The organism is Acetobacterium sp. K1/6 (assembly GCF_034438075.1).
GTDB classification, from domain to species: Bacteria; Bacillota; Clostridia; order Eubacteriales; family Eubacteriaceae; genus Acetobacterium; species Acetobacterium carbinolicum.
The window spans coordinates 60,666-74,409 of the sequence record NZ_JAXQGA010000017.1; the positions used below are offsets into that span (position 1 = coordinate 60,666).

Below are 13,744 nucleotides of genomic sequence, written 5' to 3' on the forward strand. Positions count from 1 at the left end.
GCTGAACAAATGGAATGGATTGAAAGACTAAATAACGCGATAAATTATATTGAGGAGAATATTACTGCGGACATTGACTATGAGCAAGTCGCCGCCATTGCCTGTTGCTCAACCTATCATTTTCAACGGATGTTTGCCTACATGGCAGATGTGCCTCTATCTGAATATATTCGCCGCCGGAGAATGACACTAGCTGCCGTCGATCTTCAAGGCAGTGAAGAAAAAATCATTGATGTGGCCTTGAAATATGGCTACACTTCTCCCACCGCATTTAACCGAGCATTTAAAACGATTCACGGCGTTGCCCCTTCACGTGTTAAAGAGGGGGGCGTTGAGCTCTGCGCCTATCCACCAGTCAGCTTCAAAATTACAATTAAAGGAGTCACGGAAATGAATTACAGAATTGAACAAAAACCAGCTTTTCGAATTATCGGGACCTGGCAGCCCCTACACAAGGAAATTGAAAAAAACTTTGAAATTGTGCCGCAAATGTGGCAAAAAGCGACCACCGATGGAACGATTCCGAAGTTGGCGGCGCTGATGGATCAACAGCCAATGGGTTTACTGGGGGTCAGTGTCTGCAATGACACCGAGGACTGGAAGTATTTTATTGCGGTTGCCAGTACCAAGGATACCGATGACAGCTTAGCGGAATATACGGTTCCTGCTGCTACCTGGGCGATCTTCGCTGGCAGTGGAACAAACCTGTCCATTCAAGACTTAGAACAGCGAATCGTCACCGAGTGGCTCCCCACCTCAGGGTATGAATACGGCAATGCCCCGGACATCGAAGTTTATATCAATGCCGATCCCCAAAATGCCCAATATGAAGTTTGGATCCCGGTTATTAAAAAATAACGAAGTATGATCCAACCTGCCGCTAAACCATTTGGCCACCCTTCTGGAGCATCGGCACTGTCCAACCAGAGTGGTGGCTTTCGGTTACGCCATGGGTCGGCCATGTTTTTATGAATTTAGACCTTCATAAAGGAATCAATTTGTCACCTACAAATCCAACGCTTCAAAGGAAATAACTGATTTTTTGTAAGCCGCAAATGTCAGCAGACAGTATGAGAGGATGCCGACGACTAATACCATCAACTTATATTGAATAAACTCCGGATCATTCGTATCCAGATAATTTTTCATAAATGGCACCACATGGGTACTTGTTTCGGCAATGATCATAAAGATCGCCATCACCAGACTGCCCCAGCCAAAGGCGGCCCCAACCTTGTTGGTATCCTTATAATACTTGATAAAAAAGACGAAATTAAAGAGTCCCATTATTACAAAAGATAACCCGAAAAATGCCGTGTTGGCATTAATCCCGACAAGATTTCCCGGCATATCATATAAGCTTCTCACATAAGCAAAAGGGATGGCCGTTAAAACCTGGGCCATCTGAATAATGGCAACAAATAAGAAGCGTGATTTGACAATATCTTTTTTGCGAACCGGGAGTGTCATGGTATAGAATATATCATTATTCTCCCGTCCGCTTAAACACATAAAGGATCCCCAGGCTGGTGTAGAAAAACGTCACATAATAGGGATAATTCGGGATCAGCATCATTGCTGACAGGGATAAAAAAATAAGTGCGGTCGGGTGCATCGCCAGCTTAAATTCTTTGTTGAGCAGATTATTCATTGCGATATCACTCCTTTTCCATATGAATCATAATCGCTTCCAAATCTGCATCGGTCACGTTTTCATTGATATGACTAACATCTGTCGCTTTAATCAGTGCCCGATAGCCGTGCTTAGTCTGTTTGTATCCGATCAGTTTTGGTCTTAAATCATCGGTCAGTTGCTCATCCGAAAATTCCAGAACTTTGTATTGTGCCAGAAATGATGCCATATCACTGTTAGCCAACACCTTACCCTTCTGGATATAGATGATATTATCCGCACACTTATCGAGATCCGAGGTAATATGGGTCGAAAACAAAATGGTGATCCCCTCTTGTAAGAGTCCTAAAAAGATATCGAGTAAGTCATCTCTTGAAACCGGATCAAGACCGCTTGTGGGTTCATCTAGAATTAATAGCTCGGCATGATGTGAAAGTGCCAGAACAAGCGAATATTTTACCTTCATCCCTTCGGATAATTCATCGGGGGTTTTATTTTCGTCCAGTTCAAAGCGTTTCATATAAAGCTGATAGGCTTGTTGGTCCCAATTCTCATAAAAACGCCGGGTTGTTGCTGTAATTGTTTTGATCTTCTTTTTGGGATAATAATTAATTCCCCCTGAAACAAAGCCGATTCTTTGCTTGATTTCAAACTCACTCGCTTTAAAACCCTTCCCAAAAAATAAAATCTCACCCCCGTCCGGATGAACAAAGTTCAGCAATGCCTTAAGTGTTGTGGTCTTGCCGGCACCGTTGCGTCCAATAAAACCAGTGATGGTGCCCTGTTCCAATGCAAAAGAAACATTATCCAGTTCAAATTGATCGTATTTTTTGCGTAAATTATTAACCGCCAGAACGCTCATTTCCCATCACTCTGGTCTGAGTCAGAACCGCTTCCACCAAAAACCATTTGTGAAATTTTAGCAAACATATTTTTAGGGGGAATCGCAATCCCCTGTTCTTCATCTCCCAGCAATATCAATGTATCGCCTGGTTTAATATTAAAGACATCCCTTGCTTCTTTTGGAATGACAATCTGCCCTTTTTCACCGACCTTAACAGTCCAGGCATATTTTCCTTTTGGCTGAGTCATTATTTTCCTCCATTCAATGCGTTAAGTATAATAAGTATGATTTGTACTACTTATCATAAGGATATTCCTTTACCATGGTTTTGTCAATCATCTTTTTAAATATAAAATAATAAGCCCCCGTAAATTTCGCAACAGTATCCTGACTCTAGCTGTTCAATAAAAAAACTGCCTGAAGGTCACGCAATCACGAGCCTTTGGCAGTTTTAAGCTTAAGGGTTTGTTTTTCTCTTTTTTCTTTGGGTCTGACCCAAATTTTGCATTGCGTAGCAGGGTGTTTTTGCCTGAGGCTCTAACCCCAGTATTTACGCCAGCATGTTTCATAAAAATTAAACCACACCCTTCCATTTTTTTATTATCATACTATTTCTTTGAAAAGGTATGATTTAGTTATAAAATATTGCTTATCCGCTAAACTCATTGCTCCTACTCCTCTGCCAGCAGATAATGCAGCATTTTTTCCGGATTTTCAAGGAATCGGCGCGTCAACTGATAGTGTTCCGTCTCTCGATAATCCACCGAGTGGATGCCCTCTTCGGATAACTGATATAGCTCTGCTTCCGGATAGGCCATCAGAATGGGGGAATGCGTGGCAATGATAAACTGGGAATTCTGCTGTACCAATGCATGGATATGTACCAACAGGGTCATCAGTCGACTGGGCGAAAGCGCTGCTTCAGGCTCGTCCAGCAGATAAATTCCGTTTCCGCTGAAGCGGTTGGCTACCAGTGCCAGAAAACTCTCACCGTGGGACTGGTTATGCAGCGACCGATCGCCGTAGGCGGTTTGAAACTGGTTCCGGAATTCCTCTTTATAGACCTCATCCAGATAACTGGCCGTATTGTAAAAACTTTCGGCTCTTAAAAAAAAACCATCCTTGGGATAAGCGCTCCGCGAAATGGTTAAGTGACGATACAAATCGGAATGGGTAGCGCTGGTTGAAAAGTTACAATTACGGGTGCCGCCCTCAGCATTAAAGCCAAAAGCCACGGCAATCGCTTCCAACAAGGTTGACTTTCCGGTGCCGTTTTCGCCGACTAAAAAAGTCACCGATTTGCGGAAAGGCAGCTCTTTCATCTGTTTCAAATGGCGTACCACCATCAGGCGGTGAAGATAGGAATCTTCTTCCACCGGCGAACTGAGTCGCACACTGCCGATATAATTTCGTTCCAATTGAGGCTCCTTTCCAAATTGATTGAATTCGATTTAAACAACGATATGGTTTTCTATCCAGTGCTTAAAAAAAGCCAATTGTTTTTCCGTATGAAAATAATGTTCACCATGTTTCATTACGGTTAGATCACAATTAAAGTGCTGTGCGAAGTTTGAAACCGTATCGAATTCACATAAATCATCAGCTGAGCCATAAAGAATTGCAGTTGGTTTTTTCCAGGAACTAATGGGATGTTCCTTAACATAGCAATAATAATCCCAATATAATCGTTGCCCGATCGGGGTCGAAACTTCTTTTTCAGCTTGTAACTGTGCCTCGCTGATACTAAACCACGACATCAGATTATTGATAATACGCTCCATATCGACAACTGGTGACAGGAATAGGCACTGCTTCAAATCAACATCTTTGTAGGCAAGCAAACTAAAATACGCCCCCATACTGCAGGCAAACAAACTGATCTCATTCCATTTTGTTTTTGCATATTCCATAATGGCAGAAAGATCTTTTACGCAATATAAAACCTTGCATGGCGTTTTATCATTTTGACGTTCGCCATGCTCAGGCAGATCAAAGCTAAGCACCTGATATCCTAATTGTGTTAGTTTTTCTGCCAATATCACAATGACATCATCGGATTTGTTTGACATATTTCCGTGTACGGCGATAAATACTTTAGGGGAATTCTCGCCCCAAATAATCGCTGGAATACCATCTATCGTTAATTTTTGATTTGTCATTTTACCCCCTAAGTATGTCTTTTTATTAAATTGGATACTTATTTTCTTTTTTTGAATTTTTCCGTGGCAAACGCATAGGATTCCTCAATTAGCGGTTTTAATTTCTCAAAGGTATCTTCTGATGGGTTCAGAATGCTAATCCATCCCATCCAGGCATATACGGGATGGGGTAAAATCGTATCCAATAAAGTAAAATCATATTCCATCTTAACAACCTCACCGGCTGCCGGACGGGCCGGGATACTCCCAAACAATTCCAAAAATGTTTGTTTTCGCAATCCCATATTCACCCTAAAAATTCCATCTCGGTTTAAATTAGAGCCTTTATCATTGGCTCCATCTTTTTCTTTCACCGTCAGTACATAAACGCCACGCTTCAAGGCATGATTAGGATTATAAAATATTCCTTTCTCACCCCAGCTCTCTACTAAAACAGTGTCGCTTAAATATTCTGTGCAATAATGTAATATTTGATCTACTTTCATCAACACTTTCCTCGGTTTCTAACACTTATTCACATGCTACTCTGTCCTCGATATTAACATGAACAACACCTCTAAATTTTATTTCAATTGGTTTCTCTTCATACCACCATGACTTCGTCTGCGTAAAGTTCAGACCTTTAGCACCCCGCGAAAGCCTCTGACCCCATAATAAGAAGAGGCACTGTTGTGATAGATAAAGACGTGGTCGTAACGGCGATCGCCAAAAAGTGCCCCGCCAATTTTTCTGATCTCAGGGGGTGTTTTCACCCAACTCGATGTTTTAGTATCGAAATCTCCCAGCTTCTGCAATTCCCGGTATTGTTCTTCAGTTAAAAGCTCAATACCCATCGTGGTTGCCATATCAATGGCACTATTCTCCGGTTTATGTTCTTTCCGTGACGCTAACGCATCACGATCGTAACAAATATTTCTACGGCCGTTCGGACTTTCTGGCGAGCAATCAAAAAAAATAAATTCTTTCGTAGCCTGGTCATAGTCAACCACATCCGGTTCCCCGCCAGTTTCTTCCATTTCACTTAGTGACCACAATTTTTCTGGCTTAACGTCAAGCTTTGCCTGAATCTCAGTCCAGTTTAAACCTTGATGACGGCTCATATTTTTATCAAAACGGGCACTCAAAAGGCTAAATAGCTCTTCGCACCGTTCTGAGGGTAATTCCCTTTTTTCATTTTGCATCATGAAACCTCCTCGTTAAGTTATTGAAACTTCTATCCTATTCTATGGGGAATCTTGCTTAGTCATTGGATTTTCTTCCGCTTCATACGATATCGCCATTGCTCCTTTGCACTGTCATTAAAACAACCTCAAGCATCCTTTTTTCCTCTCCTGTTATCCAGTTGATCGGACTTGCCGCAACCCGAAAACGCATTTCATAATTTATCTTCACATAGCTGTGCTTTATTCATTGTCGCCCAAACCCGCTTCGCATTCGCTCATTCCCCAAATCGCTTAGGACATACGCTGCGGCAGGTATCGCACGAAACTGTTTCAAAGCCTCTTGCTGTTGTTCCATAGGCATTGTTTCGGCATAACTTTTGAATGACGGAACCCTCACCCAGTGCTTGAACCGGACAGCTTTTTAAACAGCGATTACAGCCCTCTATGCAAAGAGATTCGGCATCGTCATCTGATTCTAATTTGAGATTTGACAGAATTACACCGACGGTTAGGCGGTTCCCGAATTTTTTATTGAGCAACAAAGTATTCTTACCCAAGGTTCCAATCCCGGCATTGACAGCCGCATGTTTCATGGAGATTAATCCGCGTCCCTCCATTTTTTTGCTGTCCCAATAATCGTAAGGGCTATCGCAAGGCACTGGCACGGCTGTGCCGCGATATTCATCTTCGATTATTCTCGCTGTCATCATTGCTATCTGATCCACTTTCGGAATGGTCAGATAATTAAAATGTCCATATAACAAATCCGGTTTAACCTCATACAGGCTTTTCGGTAGAGCAAAGCCAAATACGATTACAGTTTTGCAATCGGGATAAAGATCGCACGGATGAAATCCCTCCGGGGCCTGAATAAATCGTTCAATACTTGCAAACCCACACACATCTGCGCCCAAGTCCAAAATTCTTTTTCTGATTGACTCTTTCAATTTACCCTCCTTGTCTTTTTTTCCGATCGTAATTTAAATCAGAGGTGCTTCTAATGTGAAAATATTTTTCTAGCATCTTACTTCATATCTGTTTTAAACTGATTAAAATGGACCTTCTCATAGTGCAATTCATTTTCTTCATGAGGTTTTTTCACTTCATCCGGATAACCAATCGCAATGATGCATTCAACTGCGTACTGCGCGGGGATTAAAAGGATATCTTTTATATAATCTTCCGTCTTCTTTTGTTCTGTCTGAAATCGCTCCCTAACTTGAATCCAGCATGAACCCAAACCTAAATCGTGGGCGGCTAATTGAATCAGAATTGCTGCAATCGCAGCATCTTCAATCCAAACGTCACATAGTTCCTTGTTGGCGGCCACAACAATTGCCAACGGTGCTCCTGCTAAAAAAGCTGCTCCGTGTTCTCGGCAAAGAGCCAACTGCGAAAGCCGGTCACGATCAGTGACGGCAATAAATTCCCAGGGACGTCTGCCCCGCGATGAGGGTGCCAGCAGTGCACTTTTTAAAATGGCATCAATCTTTTCCTGTTCAACTGCCTGGTTCTTAAATTTACGGATACTTCTTCTGGTTTTTAACTGGTCGTAGAACATCAACTTTTTCCTCCACCTTTTTTCAATAATGATAATTGTTTCTCAATTATCCGACCAAATCTTTTCGCATTAAGTAATCTTTTTGGATTTCATCACCCATCACAAAATCATGGATCCCTATCCTTACAAATCCCAGTTTTTTATAAAATTGGATTGCCTTGCAATTTTTCTCCCAAACACCCAACCATAGGTATTTTTTACCCTTTTCCAAAGCGAATTCCATCGCCTGATCCATTAAACGACGCCCTAATCCCATTTTTTGAAAAGCCTGTAACACATAAATTCGTTCGACTTCAAGGGATAACGGATCTTGAAGTTCGGTTTGGGCTAAAGACTCATTGACTTTCAGACAACCTGCGAGTTGCCTCTCTACTTCCACGAAATAAAAACAGGAGGCGGGATTCAAGAGTTCATCCGTTATTTTACCGATCTTGAATGCTTCATTTCGATAAGCATCCATTGTTTCTTTACTATTCATCGCAGCGAAAGTCTCTTGATAAGCTTTCCAGCCAATCTGCTGCACTTCCACTGCATCATCCGGGGTGCATTTTCTAATACGAATCATTTTATCCTCCGCTTAACCATAAAAAAATCCGATCCCTTTTATGGATCAGATTTTATTATATCGCACCTCCCGAGCTAATCACAACCCGAATTGTTATCCCTACGCCCGCATCCGTTTTGTAGTCAATTTACCGGGACGTTTTTGTTGTTATTCTGAGGGGGTGTACCTGCCGGCATACGCTCTCTTCGCTTTTTGGGTATAACGCGCAATAAACTCTGTTTTTGCCGCTGTGTATCCATCTCTGTTGTGCTCAAATTCTTTCACCAAACTCAATTTAAGATTTCCATATTCGACGGCAACATCAGCATGATCTAATAAATAATCTCTAAAATACAACTCTCCCCAATCACCCGAATACCTGACATGAAGATGGTACACCTTTTCTGCAAATCCATCCGGGGTATAACCTTTGTTGAATGCAAGTCTCAACTCCGGCTCATATGCACTTGACATCAAGATCCAGTTTTTAACCATCAGGTTTTCGATTAACGCTGTAATATTGCAATTCTTCTCAACTTCTAATAAGATATCAATGGTCGGCTTGGCAATCAAACCCTTCACCGCGCTACTCCCAATATGGCTAACTCGCTTTATATCCTGGCTCTTACTAAAACTTAAAAGCTGTCTTTCCTCAATTTCAAACCATTCTTTATATTGGGGATTGTGCTCCTTTAAAATAATCGGAAACAACTCCCACAATTCTTCTAATGACATCTCTGATAATTCTTTTTTCATGCTTTCACCTCATCCGACGGATTTTCAACGTACACTCTTCTAAGTGATAATTTATCATAAAATTATCACTTGACAAATAGTCAGTGCTGAGTATAATTATAGTCAGCACTGACTATTTAAAAAAGGAGTGATTACATGATCCCGTTATACATTCTTGGGCTTCTCCTGCGCTTCGGCCCTCAACACGGTTACCAGATAAAAAAGTTGATTGCTGAACAGCTGGAGGATTTCACCCAGATTAAACTACCCACCGTGTATTACCATCTTGAAAAAATGGAGGCTGCAGGGCTAATTCTTGCTAGCCGTGACAAACAAGGTGCTCGTCCAGAAAAAACCGTGTATCAAGTAAATAGTGCTGGCGAAGACAAGTTTAAGGAGCTGCTTCACCAAAGTTTGCAGATTAATTACCGTCCGATCTTTGACATTGATGGCACTTTTTATTTTTCTGACTCCCTTGACCACAGTGCCTTGATGGACAGTCTTAGTCAGCATATCGTCAACCTGAAGAAAACCCTTGAAATGCTTACCATTCACTGCAACGAAACTTTAGCAAATATCCCAAAAGACTATAGAACCTCTGCCGATATTATTTTCAAGCATCATATTCGCCACTATCAGGCCGAGCTTAGCTGGGCCGAAGAATCATTAAATACCTTAAAGGAGGCTAACACAGATGATAAAAACAAGAGTTATTGAAACCAACGAAGGCATTCAAAATGAGATTACGGTCGAAACCTTTGATTTATTTGCCCGCCGTATGCGGGATAAAGGCTTTAACGGTGTGAACGATATGATTGCTTCGGGCATCCGGGGCGGTGATATTCTGGAGGTCGGACCCGGGCCCGGCTATGTGGGGCTGGAACTAGCTAAGAAGGTTCACCCGATATCCCTAACTGGCTGCGAAATCAGTCCCGCGATGATCCATTTCGCCGAAAAAAATGCTGCCGAATACCGCATTTCCGCTCGCTATGTGCTGGGGAACTGTATTGCAATGCCCTTTGAGAATGAAAGCTTTGATACGGTTATTTCCAACGGTTCTCTCCATGAATGGGAAAACCCCATTCGCGCCTTTGATGAAATTTATCGCGTCCTTCGTCCCGGTGGGCGTTACTGCATCACCGACTTGCGCCGTGATGTCAATCCGCTGATCCGGACAATGGTCTATCTTTCCACCCGGCCCACGGAAATGCGCCCGGGACTGATTACCTCATTAAATGCCGCCTATACCGTTTCAGAAATCACCGAGCTTCTGCGTCATTCCAGCCTCCACCAAGCCACGGCAATCGGGGATTTCTTTGGTCTTTGCATCACCGGTCAGAAGTGAAGTTTTTTAAATCCATGCAAACCACCGACATCTATGGTATTGGGATTCTGTTTCATGAGCTGTTAACCGGGCAGCTTCCTAACCAGGGACCCGTCGCGGTCGGTAGCTTGGCCGCTGTGATAAAAAAGTGCATCCATATGGACCCCAGCCAGCAATATCAAACCATAGCTGAACTTGAAATGGCATTAAAAAAACCGAAAGTTAAAAAAGAACGCTACCGCCCTGATAAGTCAGGCTTTCGAGCCTGGCTTCCCCCAGGATTTCAAAACGGAAATCTCGAGAACATGGTTGTCAAATTTCTGTGGTATTTATTGTTTTTTTACTTAGTTTATCACTTGATATAAAAAATGCAAGCCTGATCGGTCTTTGGGTCAATCGTATTGACTGTTTATGAATCTTATCGGAGTTTTTTCAGCGCTTCTTCCACATCTGAAACGAAATACAGATGTTTACCCTGATTGGATTCATAAATAAAATCATTCAGCGCCTTGCTTGTATACCCGGAAAAATCACCAATGATTGCCAGTCGGATGCCGTAATTCACATATTTCTGGATAATTTCACCGGCAAGCCGGGTTTTTAAATCAAAAAAATCTTCTGTTAATGCCTCTTTATCTATAATGATCGCATCACATTCGGTTTCATAGCGAACCGTTGCCATTAAATCCAACGCCGACTGGACATCGGTAAGGATCAGTGTAGTTGTATGGACATAGGCGATATTCTGGCCGTTATTGTTTAGTGTTTCTATTTGCATATTTTCCTCCGTTGGTTTTAATTCTGGTTCTGACACAAACATGTTAATTTTAGACTAAGTTAATGAAAATCTGTGAAGAATTCAATAGGCATGGTGATTCCGTTGTTACGCTTTAGTCATCTTGGCTGCTTTTATAGAAACCATCAATAGGACTCTTATTGAGATAAAAGATAGTCCTCTGGTTTTGTATACCGGGGATATTTTCCCACAGTTGATAACAATTCCTGAATTAGTTCATCAGAACATGATGGATTTTTCTTTAGTTCTATATACAAACACAATAATTGAGCAGTTGTGAGTAAGCAATGATTTCTTGCTTCAGCATATTTAAGCATTTGATTGGGAAAGACATCTTCCCGTCGCTCAAATAAAGGTGTATCGCAGTATCCATTGACAATAAGAATCGGTTTAGCTGAATGCTCATTATCTTCAATAAACATGGCAACCCATTTTTCGAGTTGAGCGGCATGCTTTTCAGCAGCACTTTTAGTAACTCCCTTAATTTCAGCGACTATATTTATATTTTTATATTCGGCTATTATATCGCTTCGACCTTGTTCAGCATCCAACATTCTAAAGCCTATTTCCGAAAGGACTACTTTCACGATTTCTTCTAATTGATTTCCACTAGATGTGACAAGCGTTTTATATCTTTGGATGATACTTATCACATTTTCTCGTTTATCTATTCCCTTTTGAATTTTAGTAAGTTTATCACGCTCTTTATTGAGCTTTTCTAATTCTTCATCTTCATTGAGAATAAAGAAATTGTTCGCCCATTCAGGTAATACGTAGTCATTAATAGATGAACTTAATTTATCATTTAATTTAAATAATTCACTTAAGTAAATTTTCCCATATTTTTCCCAATAATCATTGTTCTCATAATCTGCTTCATAATAGGGCATCGGCAATAATACTATTCTTCCCGATTCATATTCAAAAACAGCTGATACAGCCCGGTCACTCTTTGGAATTTTCAATAAGGTATTCTGAGTAGGAGCATTAAAATATGCTGCATATTGATATGATTCTTTAGCTGTTTTAAAGAAATCAAAATATGGCTGTTTTGCACATATCTCAAACTTATTGCCATAAACATGAGTTACTGAAAATTCTATTGGTAAAAAAGAATACATATCAAATTCTTCAACCATATTTGTTAAACGAGCATTTTTACCCGTAGCACTATATTTTTTTCACCCGTATAAACGTAGCAGTTTTCGTTTCTACCTATAAGTATAAAAATATTTTTTCCTTGTTTAAGCAATTCGACTAATTGCTCTTTTATTCTGGCAAAGTCTTCTTTGATTTGGCATGATGCATATTGAGAAAGCAAACGTTTATTTTGATAAGGACTAGTCGTTGATTCAGAATAAGAACTACTAATAAAATTTGCACCAATAATTACCGCATCGAAATCAAGAAAAGAAACATTGTTCTGAAAAGATTCTTCTTGAAAATTATGTATATTTAGTTCTTCAAATTCAGTATTTAATCCAAGCATTTCTAACTTATTTTTCATCCTTCGATTCCTTTCAATCGCTTTTATCCCGTGAAAACATCTCACGTGGCATGTTTTTCTTCTCCTTAGTATTATTTCAGGCTACTATGCCCAATCTTTTTCATAAGCACTAGAAATAAGCTCCATATTATCATCAAACTCCTGAATAATATATGCTTTTCCATCTTTTATAACGCAGTTACCACTTTTCAATGTAATGTTATCTCCAGAAGATTGGATGTGCTCATATTCTTCGATTTTTATATCTTTAAACCTTAGTATTTTTCGCAATTCGATAACATCCAACTTCATGATGTCTAAAATAGAATTTAGAAGAGTTTCCGCATCTTGAAATACAATTCCATAAGGTGTATCATACAACAATTTTATAACACTAAGTATATTTCCTGTTTCGGGGTTTGTAAAAGGATAATTGAATGCAGCTGTAATCTGAAAACGCTGAGTTTCGATAATGTGGAACATTTTTACTGAAACAATAGGGATGGACTCTTGGCTTTTCTTATCAAAATACCAGCCTTTATATGTATTAGTTAATTTCTTTAAGAAATATAAATTTGATATTTTGCAATTGAACCTCTCATTATCAAGATGTTCAATAATAAACTCCTTACTATAGGCATCTTTACGGACTTCTTCTGAAAAATAGTAATCAATCACGACTTGATGCAGTGTCTTTTTTAGCTGATTTGATTTAATGTATTTAGGGGTTCCCATCGCATCATTTTTCACAGTCCAAGTTACTTTACTGATGATATCCCATAGTTCAGGGGTGTAATTGGTATACCCCAACTTTTCTATACCATCCTTTGAAAAGTATATAGTTTCATTTTCACGATATACCTTCATGACCTCACTCCTTCTTTTGAATTATTCTAACAAAATTCATCTCGTCTGGTTACTTATTATAAACATCCTCAAGCAGTGACCATTAACGTACTTGGTTCTTTTTGTTGAGATTTATACTTTTTATACAAAATGTTAAATATTCTCATTTCATAGTTTTAATTTGCTAGCAATATTCTGCAACTTCGATAGATTACCGGTTCTCCTCAGCGGTTGCTCATAAACAACATCAAGCAGTTCGGCAAAAACTACATCCACAAGTTCTATTAACGTTTTGTCGATTTCCTTTTGCTTCATGATATCCCCACCATTAGTATGGATTGCACCATTTCCAATATCTTTAATTGCCTTTAATAATACTGGTGGCATGTCCATCGCCCATTTAGGCGCTTTACCATCATTAATTTCCTTTTCAAGAGCTAATATTTTTCCACCTAACATACCATTTCGATAACCTTGTTCATACAAAGCCCATTCAAGTGCAGAACGATACATTGCCATCGATGCACTCAATGCATTAACAGATTTTGCCCGAAAAGCTTGATCTATATAATATTTATGTGAACTTTGCATCTAGGTTACACTAAGTCATAAAAAACTGTGTGAGAAAGTCTCAAAACCCCAGTAAAATCAAG

21 protein-coding genes are annotated in these 13,744 nt (G+C 40.1%); 4 read left to right on the forward strand and 17 right to left on the reverse strand.

The genetic code is table 11. The annotated features are described in order from the left end of the window. Positions 1 to 9 precede the first annotated feature (9 nt). Positions 10 to 858: an AraC family transcriptional regulator gene (locus U2P91_RS13915; protein ID WP_111888643.1), complete on the forward strand. Its 849-nt coding sequence runs from the start codon at positions 10 to 12 to the stop codon at positions 856 to 858. 147 nt (positions 859 to 1,005) lie between these two features. On the opposite strand, the gene U2P91_RS13920 is transcribed toward U2P91_RS13915, so the two are convergent. The 12 genes from U2P91_RS13920 to U2P91_RS13975 all read right to left on the reverse strand — a co-directional run bounded on the left by U2P91_RS13920 (position 1,006) and on the right by U2P91_RS13975 (position 8,660). Beyond that, the gene (locus U2P91_RS13920; RefSeq protein WP_242988505.1) at positions 1,006 to 1,512 is read right to left on the reverse strand and encodes an ABC-2 transporter permease; all 507 of its coding nucleotides are present in this window, start codon (positions 1,510 to 1,512) and stop codon (positions 1,006 to 1,008) included. Beyond that, positions 1,487 to 1,651 carry a hypothetical protein gene (locus U2P91_RS13925; RefSeq protein ID WP_242988504.1) on the reverse strand — a complete coding sequence of 55 codons (165 nt, stop codon included), beginning with the start codon at positions 1,649 to 1,651 and terminating at the stop codon, positions 1,487 to 1,489. The genes U2P91_RS13920 and U2P91_RS13925 overlap by 26 nt, the downstream gene beginning before the upstream one ends. Positions 1,652 to 1,658: 7 nt before the next feature. Continuing rightward, positions 1,659 to 2,495 carry an ABC transporter ATP-binding protein gene (locus U2P91_RS13930; RefSeq protein WP_111888642.1) on the reverse strand — a complete coding sequence of 279 codons (837 nt, stop codon included), beginning with the start codon at positions 2,493 to 2,495 and terminating at the stop codon, positions 1,659 to 1,661. Next, complete coding sequence (locus U2P91_RS13935; protein ID WP_111888641.1) at positions 2,492 to 2,725, reverse strand: AbrB/MazE/SpoVT family DNA-binding domain-containing protein; 234 nt, start codon at positions 2,723 to 2,725, stop codon at positions 2,492 to 2,494. The genes U2P91_RS13930 and U2P91_RS13935 overlap by 4 nt, the downstream gene beginning before the upstream one ends. 423 nt (positions 2,726 to 3,148) lie before the next feature. Beyond that, on the reverse strand, positions 3,149 to 3,895 hold the full coding sequence (locus U2P91_RS13940) for an AAA family ATPase (protein WP_111888639.1): 747 nt from the start codon (positions 3,893 to 3,895) through the stop codon (positions 3,149 to 3,151). A gap of 33 nt (positions 3,896 to 3,928) precedes the next feature. Further along, complete coding sequence (locus U2P91_RS13945; RefSeq protein ID WP_111888638.1) at positions 3,929 to 4,636, reverse strand: alpha/beta hydrolase; 708 nt, start codon at positions 4,634 to 4,636, stop codon at positions 3,929 to 3,931. 38 nt (positions 4,637 to 4,674) lie between these two features. Then, positions 4,675 to 5,121, reverse strand: coding sequence for a DUF6194 family protein (locus U2P91_RS13950; protein WP_111888637.1), 447 nt, complete (start codon positions 5,119 to 5,121; stop codon positions 4,675 to 4,677). Between the two features lie 129 nt (positions 5,122 to 5,250). Beyond that, positions 5,251 to 5,817, reverse strand: a complete 567-nt coding sequence (locus tag U2P91_RS13955; RefSeq protein ID WP_111888636.1) for a DUF4256 domain-containing protein — start codon at positions 5,815 to 5,817, stop codon at positions 5,251 to 5,253. Positions 5,818 to 6,074: 257 nt separating this feature from the next. Further along, positions 6,075 to 6,746, reverse strand: a complete 672-nt coding sequence (locus U2P91_RS13960) for an epoxyqueuosine reductase (RefSeq protein ID WP_111888635.1) — start codon at positions 6,744 to 6,746, stop codon at positions 6,075 to 6,077. Between the two features lie 77 nt (positions 6,747 to 6,823). Continuing rightward, a complete protein-coding gene (locus tag U2P91_RS13965; protein ID WP_111888634.1) occupies positions 6,824 to 7,360 on the reverse strand; it encodes a nitroreductase family protein in 537 nt (178 codons plus the stop codon). Positions 7,361 to 7,406: 46 nt separating this feature from the next. Continuing rightward, positions 7,407 to 7,925 carry a GNAT family N-acetyltransferase gene (locus U2P91_RS13970; RefSeq protein ID WP_111888633.1) on the reverse strand — a complete coding sequence of 173 codons (519 nt, stop codon included), beginning with the start codon at positions 7,923 to 7,925 and terminating at the stop codon, positions 7,407 to 7,409. A gap of 147 nt (positions 7,926 to 8,072) precedes the next feature. Further along, entirely contained in the window at positions 8,073 to 8,660 is a 588-nt protein-coding gene (locus U2P91_RS13975) for a GrpB family protein (protein ID WP_111888632.1), read from the reverse strand. 135 nt (positions 8,661 to 8,795) lie between these two features. Between U2P91_RS13975 and U2P91_RS13980 the strand changes: the two genes are divergently transcribed. The 3 genes from U2P91_RS13980 to U2P91_RS13990 are packed head-to-tail and all read left to right on the forward strand — an operon-like array spanning position 8,796 to position 10,328. Further along, entirely contained in the window at positions 8,796 to 9,356 is a 561-nt protein-coding gene (locus U2P91_RS13980; protein WP_111888631.1) for a PadR family transcriptional regulator, read from the forward strand. After that, positions 9,334 to 9,984, forward strand: coding sequence for a class I SAM-dependent methyltransferase (locus tag U2P91_RS13985; RefSeq protein WP_242988502.1), 651 nt, complete (start codon positions 9,334 to 9,336; stop codon positions 9,982 to 9,984). The genes U2P91_RS13980 and U2P91_RS13985 overlap by 23 nt, the downstream gene beginning before the upstream one ends. Then, a complete protein-coding gene (locus tag U2P91_RS13990; RefSeq protein ID WP_162624516.1) occupies positions 9,981 to 10,328 on the forward strand; it encodes a hypothetical protein in 348 nt (115 codons plus the stop codon). Before U2P91_RS13985 ends, U2P91_RS13990 begins: the two co-directional genes overlap by 4 nt. A gap of 53 nt (positions 10,329 to 10,381) precedes the next feature. On the opposite strand, the gene U2P91_RS13995 is transcribed toward U2P91_RS13990, so the two are convergent. The 5 genes from U2P91_RS13995 to U2P91_RS14015 form a co-directional block, all read right to left on the reverse strand. Next, positions 10,382 to 10,741, reverse strand: a complete 360-nt coding sequence (locus U2P91_RS13995; RefSeq protein WP_111888629.1) for a DUF4180 domain-containing protein — start codon at positions 10,739 to 10,741, stop codon at positions 10,382 to 10,384. Positions 10,742 to 10,896: 155 nt separating this feature from the next. Further along, entirely contained in the window at positions 10,897 to 11,898 is a 1,002-nt protein-coding gene (locus tag U2P91_RS14000; RefSeq protein WP_162624515.1) for a hypothetical protein, read from the reverse strand. A gap of 5 nt (positions 11,899 to 11,903) precedes the next feature. Continuing rightward, a complete protein-coding gene (locus tag U2P91_RS14005; RefSeq protein ID WP_322519816.1) occupies positions 11,904 to 12,266 on the reverse strand; it encodes a hypothetical protein in 363 nt (120 codons plus the stop codon). A gap of 84 nt (positions 12,267 to 12,350) precedes the next feature. After that, complete coding sequence (locus U2P91_RS14010) at positions 12,351 to 13,112, reverse strand: hypothetical protein (protein WP_322519817.1); 762 nt, start codon at positions 13,110 to 13,112, stop codon at positions 12,351 to 12,353. Positions 13,113 to 13,259: 147 nt separating this feature from the next. Continuing rightward, positions 13,260 to 13,682, reverse strand: coding sequence for a DUF4145 domain-containing protein (locus U2P91_RS14015; protein WP_322519818.1), 423 nt, complete (start codon positions 13,680 to 13,682; stop codon positions 13,260 to 13,262). Between the last annotated feature and the right edge of the window lie 62 nt (positions 13,683 to 13,744).

Bases quoted from the DNA above. Each gene is read 5' to 3' on its own strand.
- U2P91_RS13925 (WP_242988504.1), bottom strand. From the start codon at position 1,651: ATGAATAATCTGCTCAACAAAGAATTTAAGCTGGCGATGCACCCGACC.
- U2P91_RS14010 (WP_322519817.1), bottom strand. From the start codon at position 13,112: ATGAAGGTATATCGTGAAAATGAAACTATATACTTTTCAAAGGATGGT.
- U2P91_RS13975 (WP_111888632.1), bottom strand. From the start codon at position 8,660: ATGAAAAAAGAATTATCAGAGATGTCATTAGAAGAATTGTGGGAGTTG.
- U2P91_RS13935 (WP_111888641.1), bottom strand. From the start codon at position 2,725: ATGACTCAGCCAAAAGGAAAATATGCCTGGACTGTTAAGGTCGGTGAA.
- U2P91_RS14005 (WP_322519816.1), bottom strand. From the start codon at position 12,266: ATGAAAAATAAGTTAGAAATGCTTGGATTAAATACTGAATTTGAAGAA.
- U2P91_RS13915 (WP_111888643.1), top strand. From the start codon at position 10: ATGGAATGGATTGAAAGACTAAATAACGCGATAAATTATATTGAGGAG.
- U2P91_RS13965 (WP_111888634.1), bottom strand. From the start codon at position 7,360: ATGTTCTACGACCAGTTAAAAACCAGAAGAAGTATCCGTAAATTTAAG.
- U2P91_RS13995 (WP_111888629.1), bottom strand. From the start codon at position 10,741: ATGCAAATAGAAACACTAAACAATAACGGCCAGAATATCGCCTATGTC.
- U2P91_RS14000 (WP_162624515.1), bottom strand. From the start codon at position 11,898: ATGGTTGAAGAATTTGATATGTATTCTTTTTTACCAATAGAATTTTCA.
- U2P91_RS13930 (WP_111888642.1), bottom strand. From the start codon at position 2,495: ATGAGCGTTCTGGCGGTTAATAATTTACGCAAAAAATACGATCAATTT.
- U2P91_RS13980 (WP_111888631.1), top strand. From the start codon at position 8,796: ATGATCCCGTTATACATTCTTGGGCTTCTCCTGCGCTTCGGCCCTCAA.
- U2P91_RS13955 (WP_111888636.1), bottom strand. From the start codon at position 5,817: ATGCAAAATGAAAAAAGGGAATTACCCTCAGAACGGTGCGAAGAGCTA.
- U2P91_RS13945 (WP_111888638.1), bottom strand. From the start codon at position 4,636: ATGACAAATCAAAAATTAACGATAGATGGTATTCCAGCGATTATTTGG.
- U2P91_RS13985 (WP_242988502.1), top strand. From the start codon at position 9,334: ATGATAAAAACAAGAGTTATTGAAACCAACGAAGGCATTCAAAATGAG.
- U2P91_RS14015 (WP_322519818.1), bottom strand. From the start codon at position 13,682: ATGCAAAGTTCACATAAATATTATATAGATCAAGCTTTTCGGGCAAAA.
- U2P91_RS13970 (WP_111888633.1), bottom strand. From the start codon at position 7,925: ATGATTCGTATTAGAAAATGCACCCCGGATGATGCAGTGGAAGTGCAG.
- U2P91_RS13950 (WP_111888637.1), bottom strand. From the start codon at position 5,121: ATGAAAGTAGATCAAATATTACATTATTGCACAGAATATTTAAGCGAC.
- U2P91_RS13920 (WP_242988505.1), bottom strand. From the start codon at position 1,512: ATGTGTTTAAGCGGACGGGAGAATAATGATATATTCTATACCATGACA.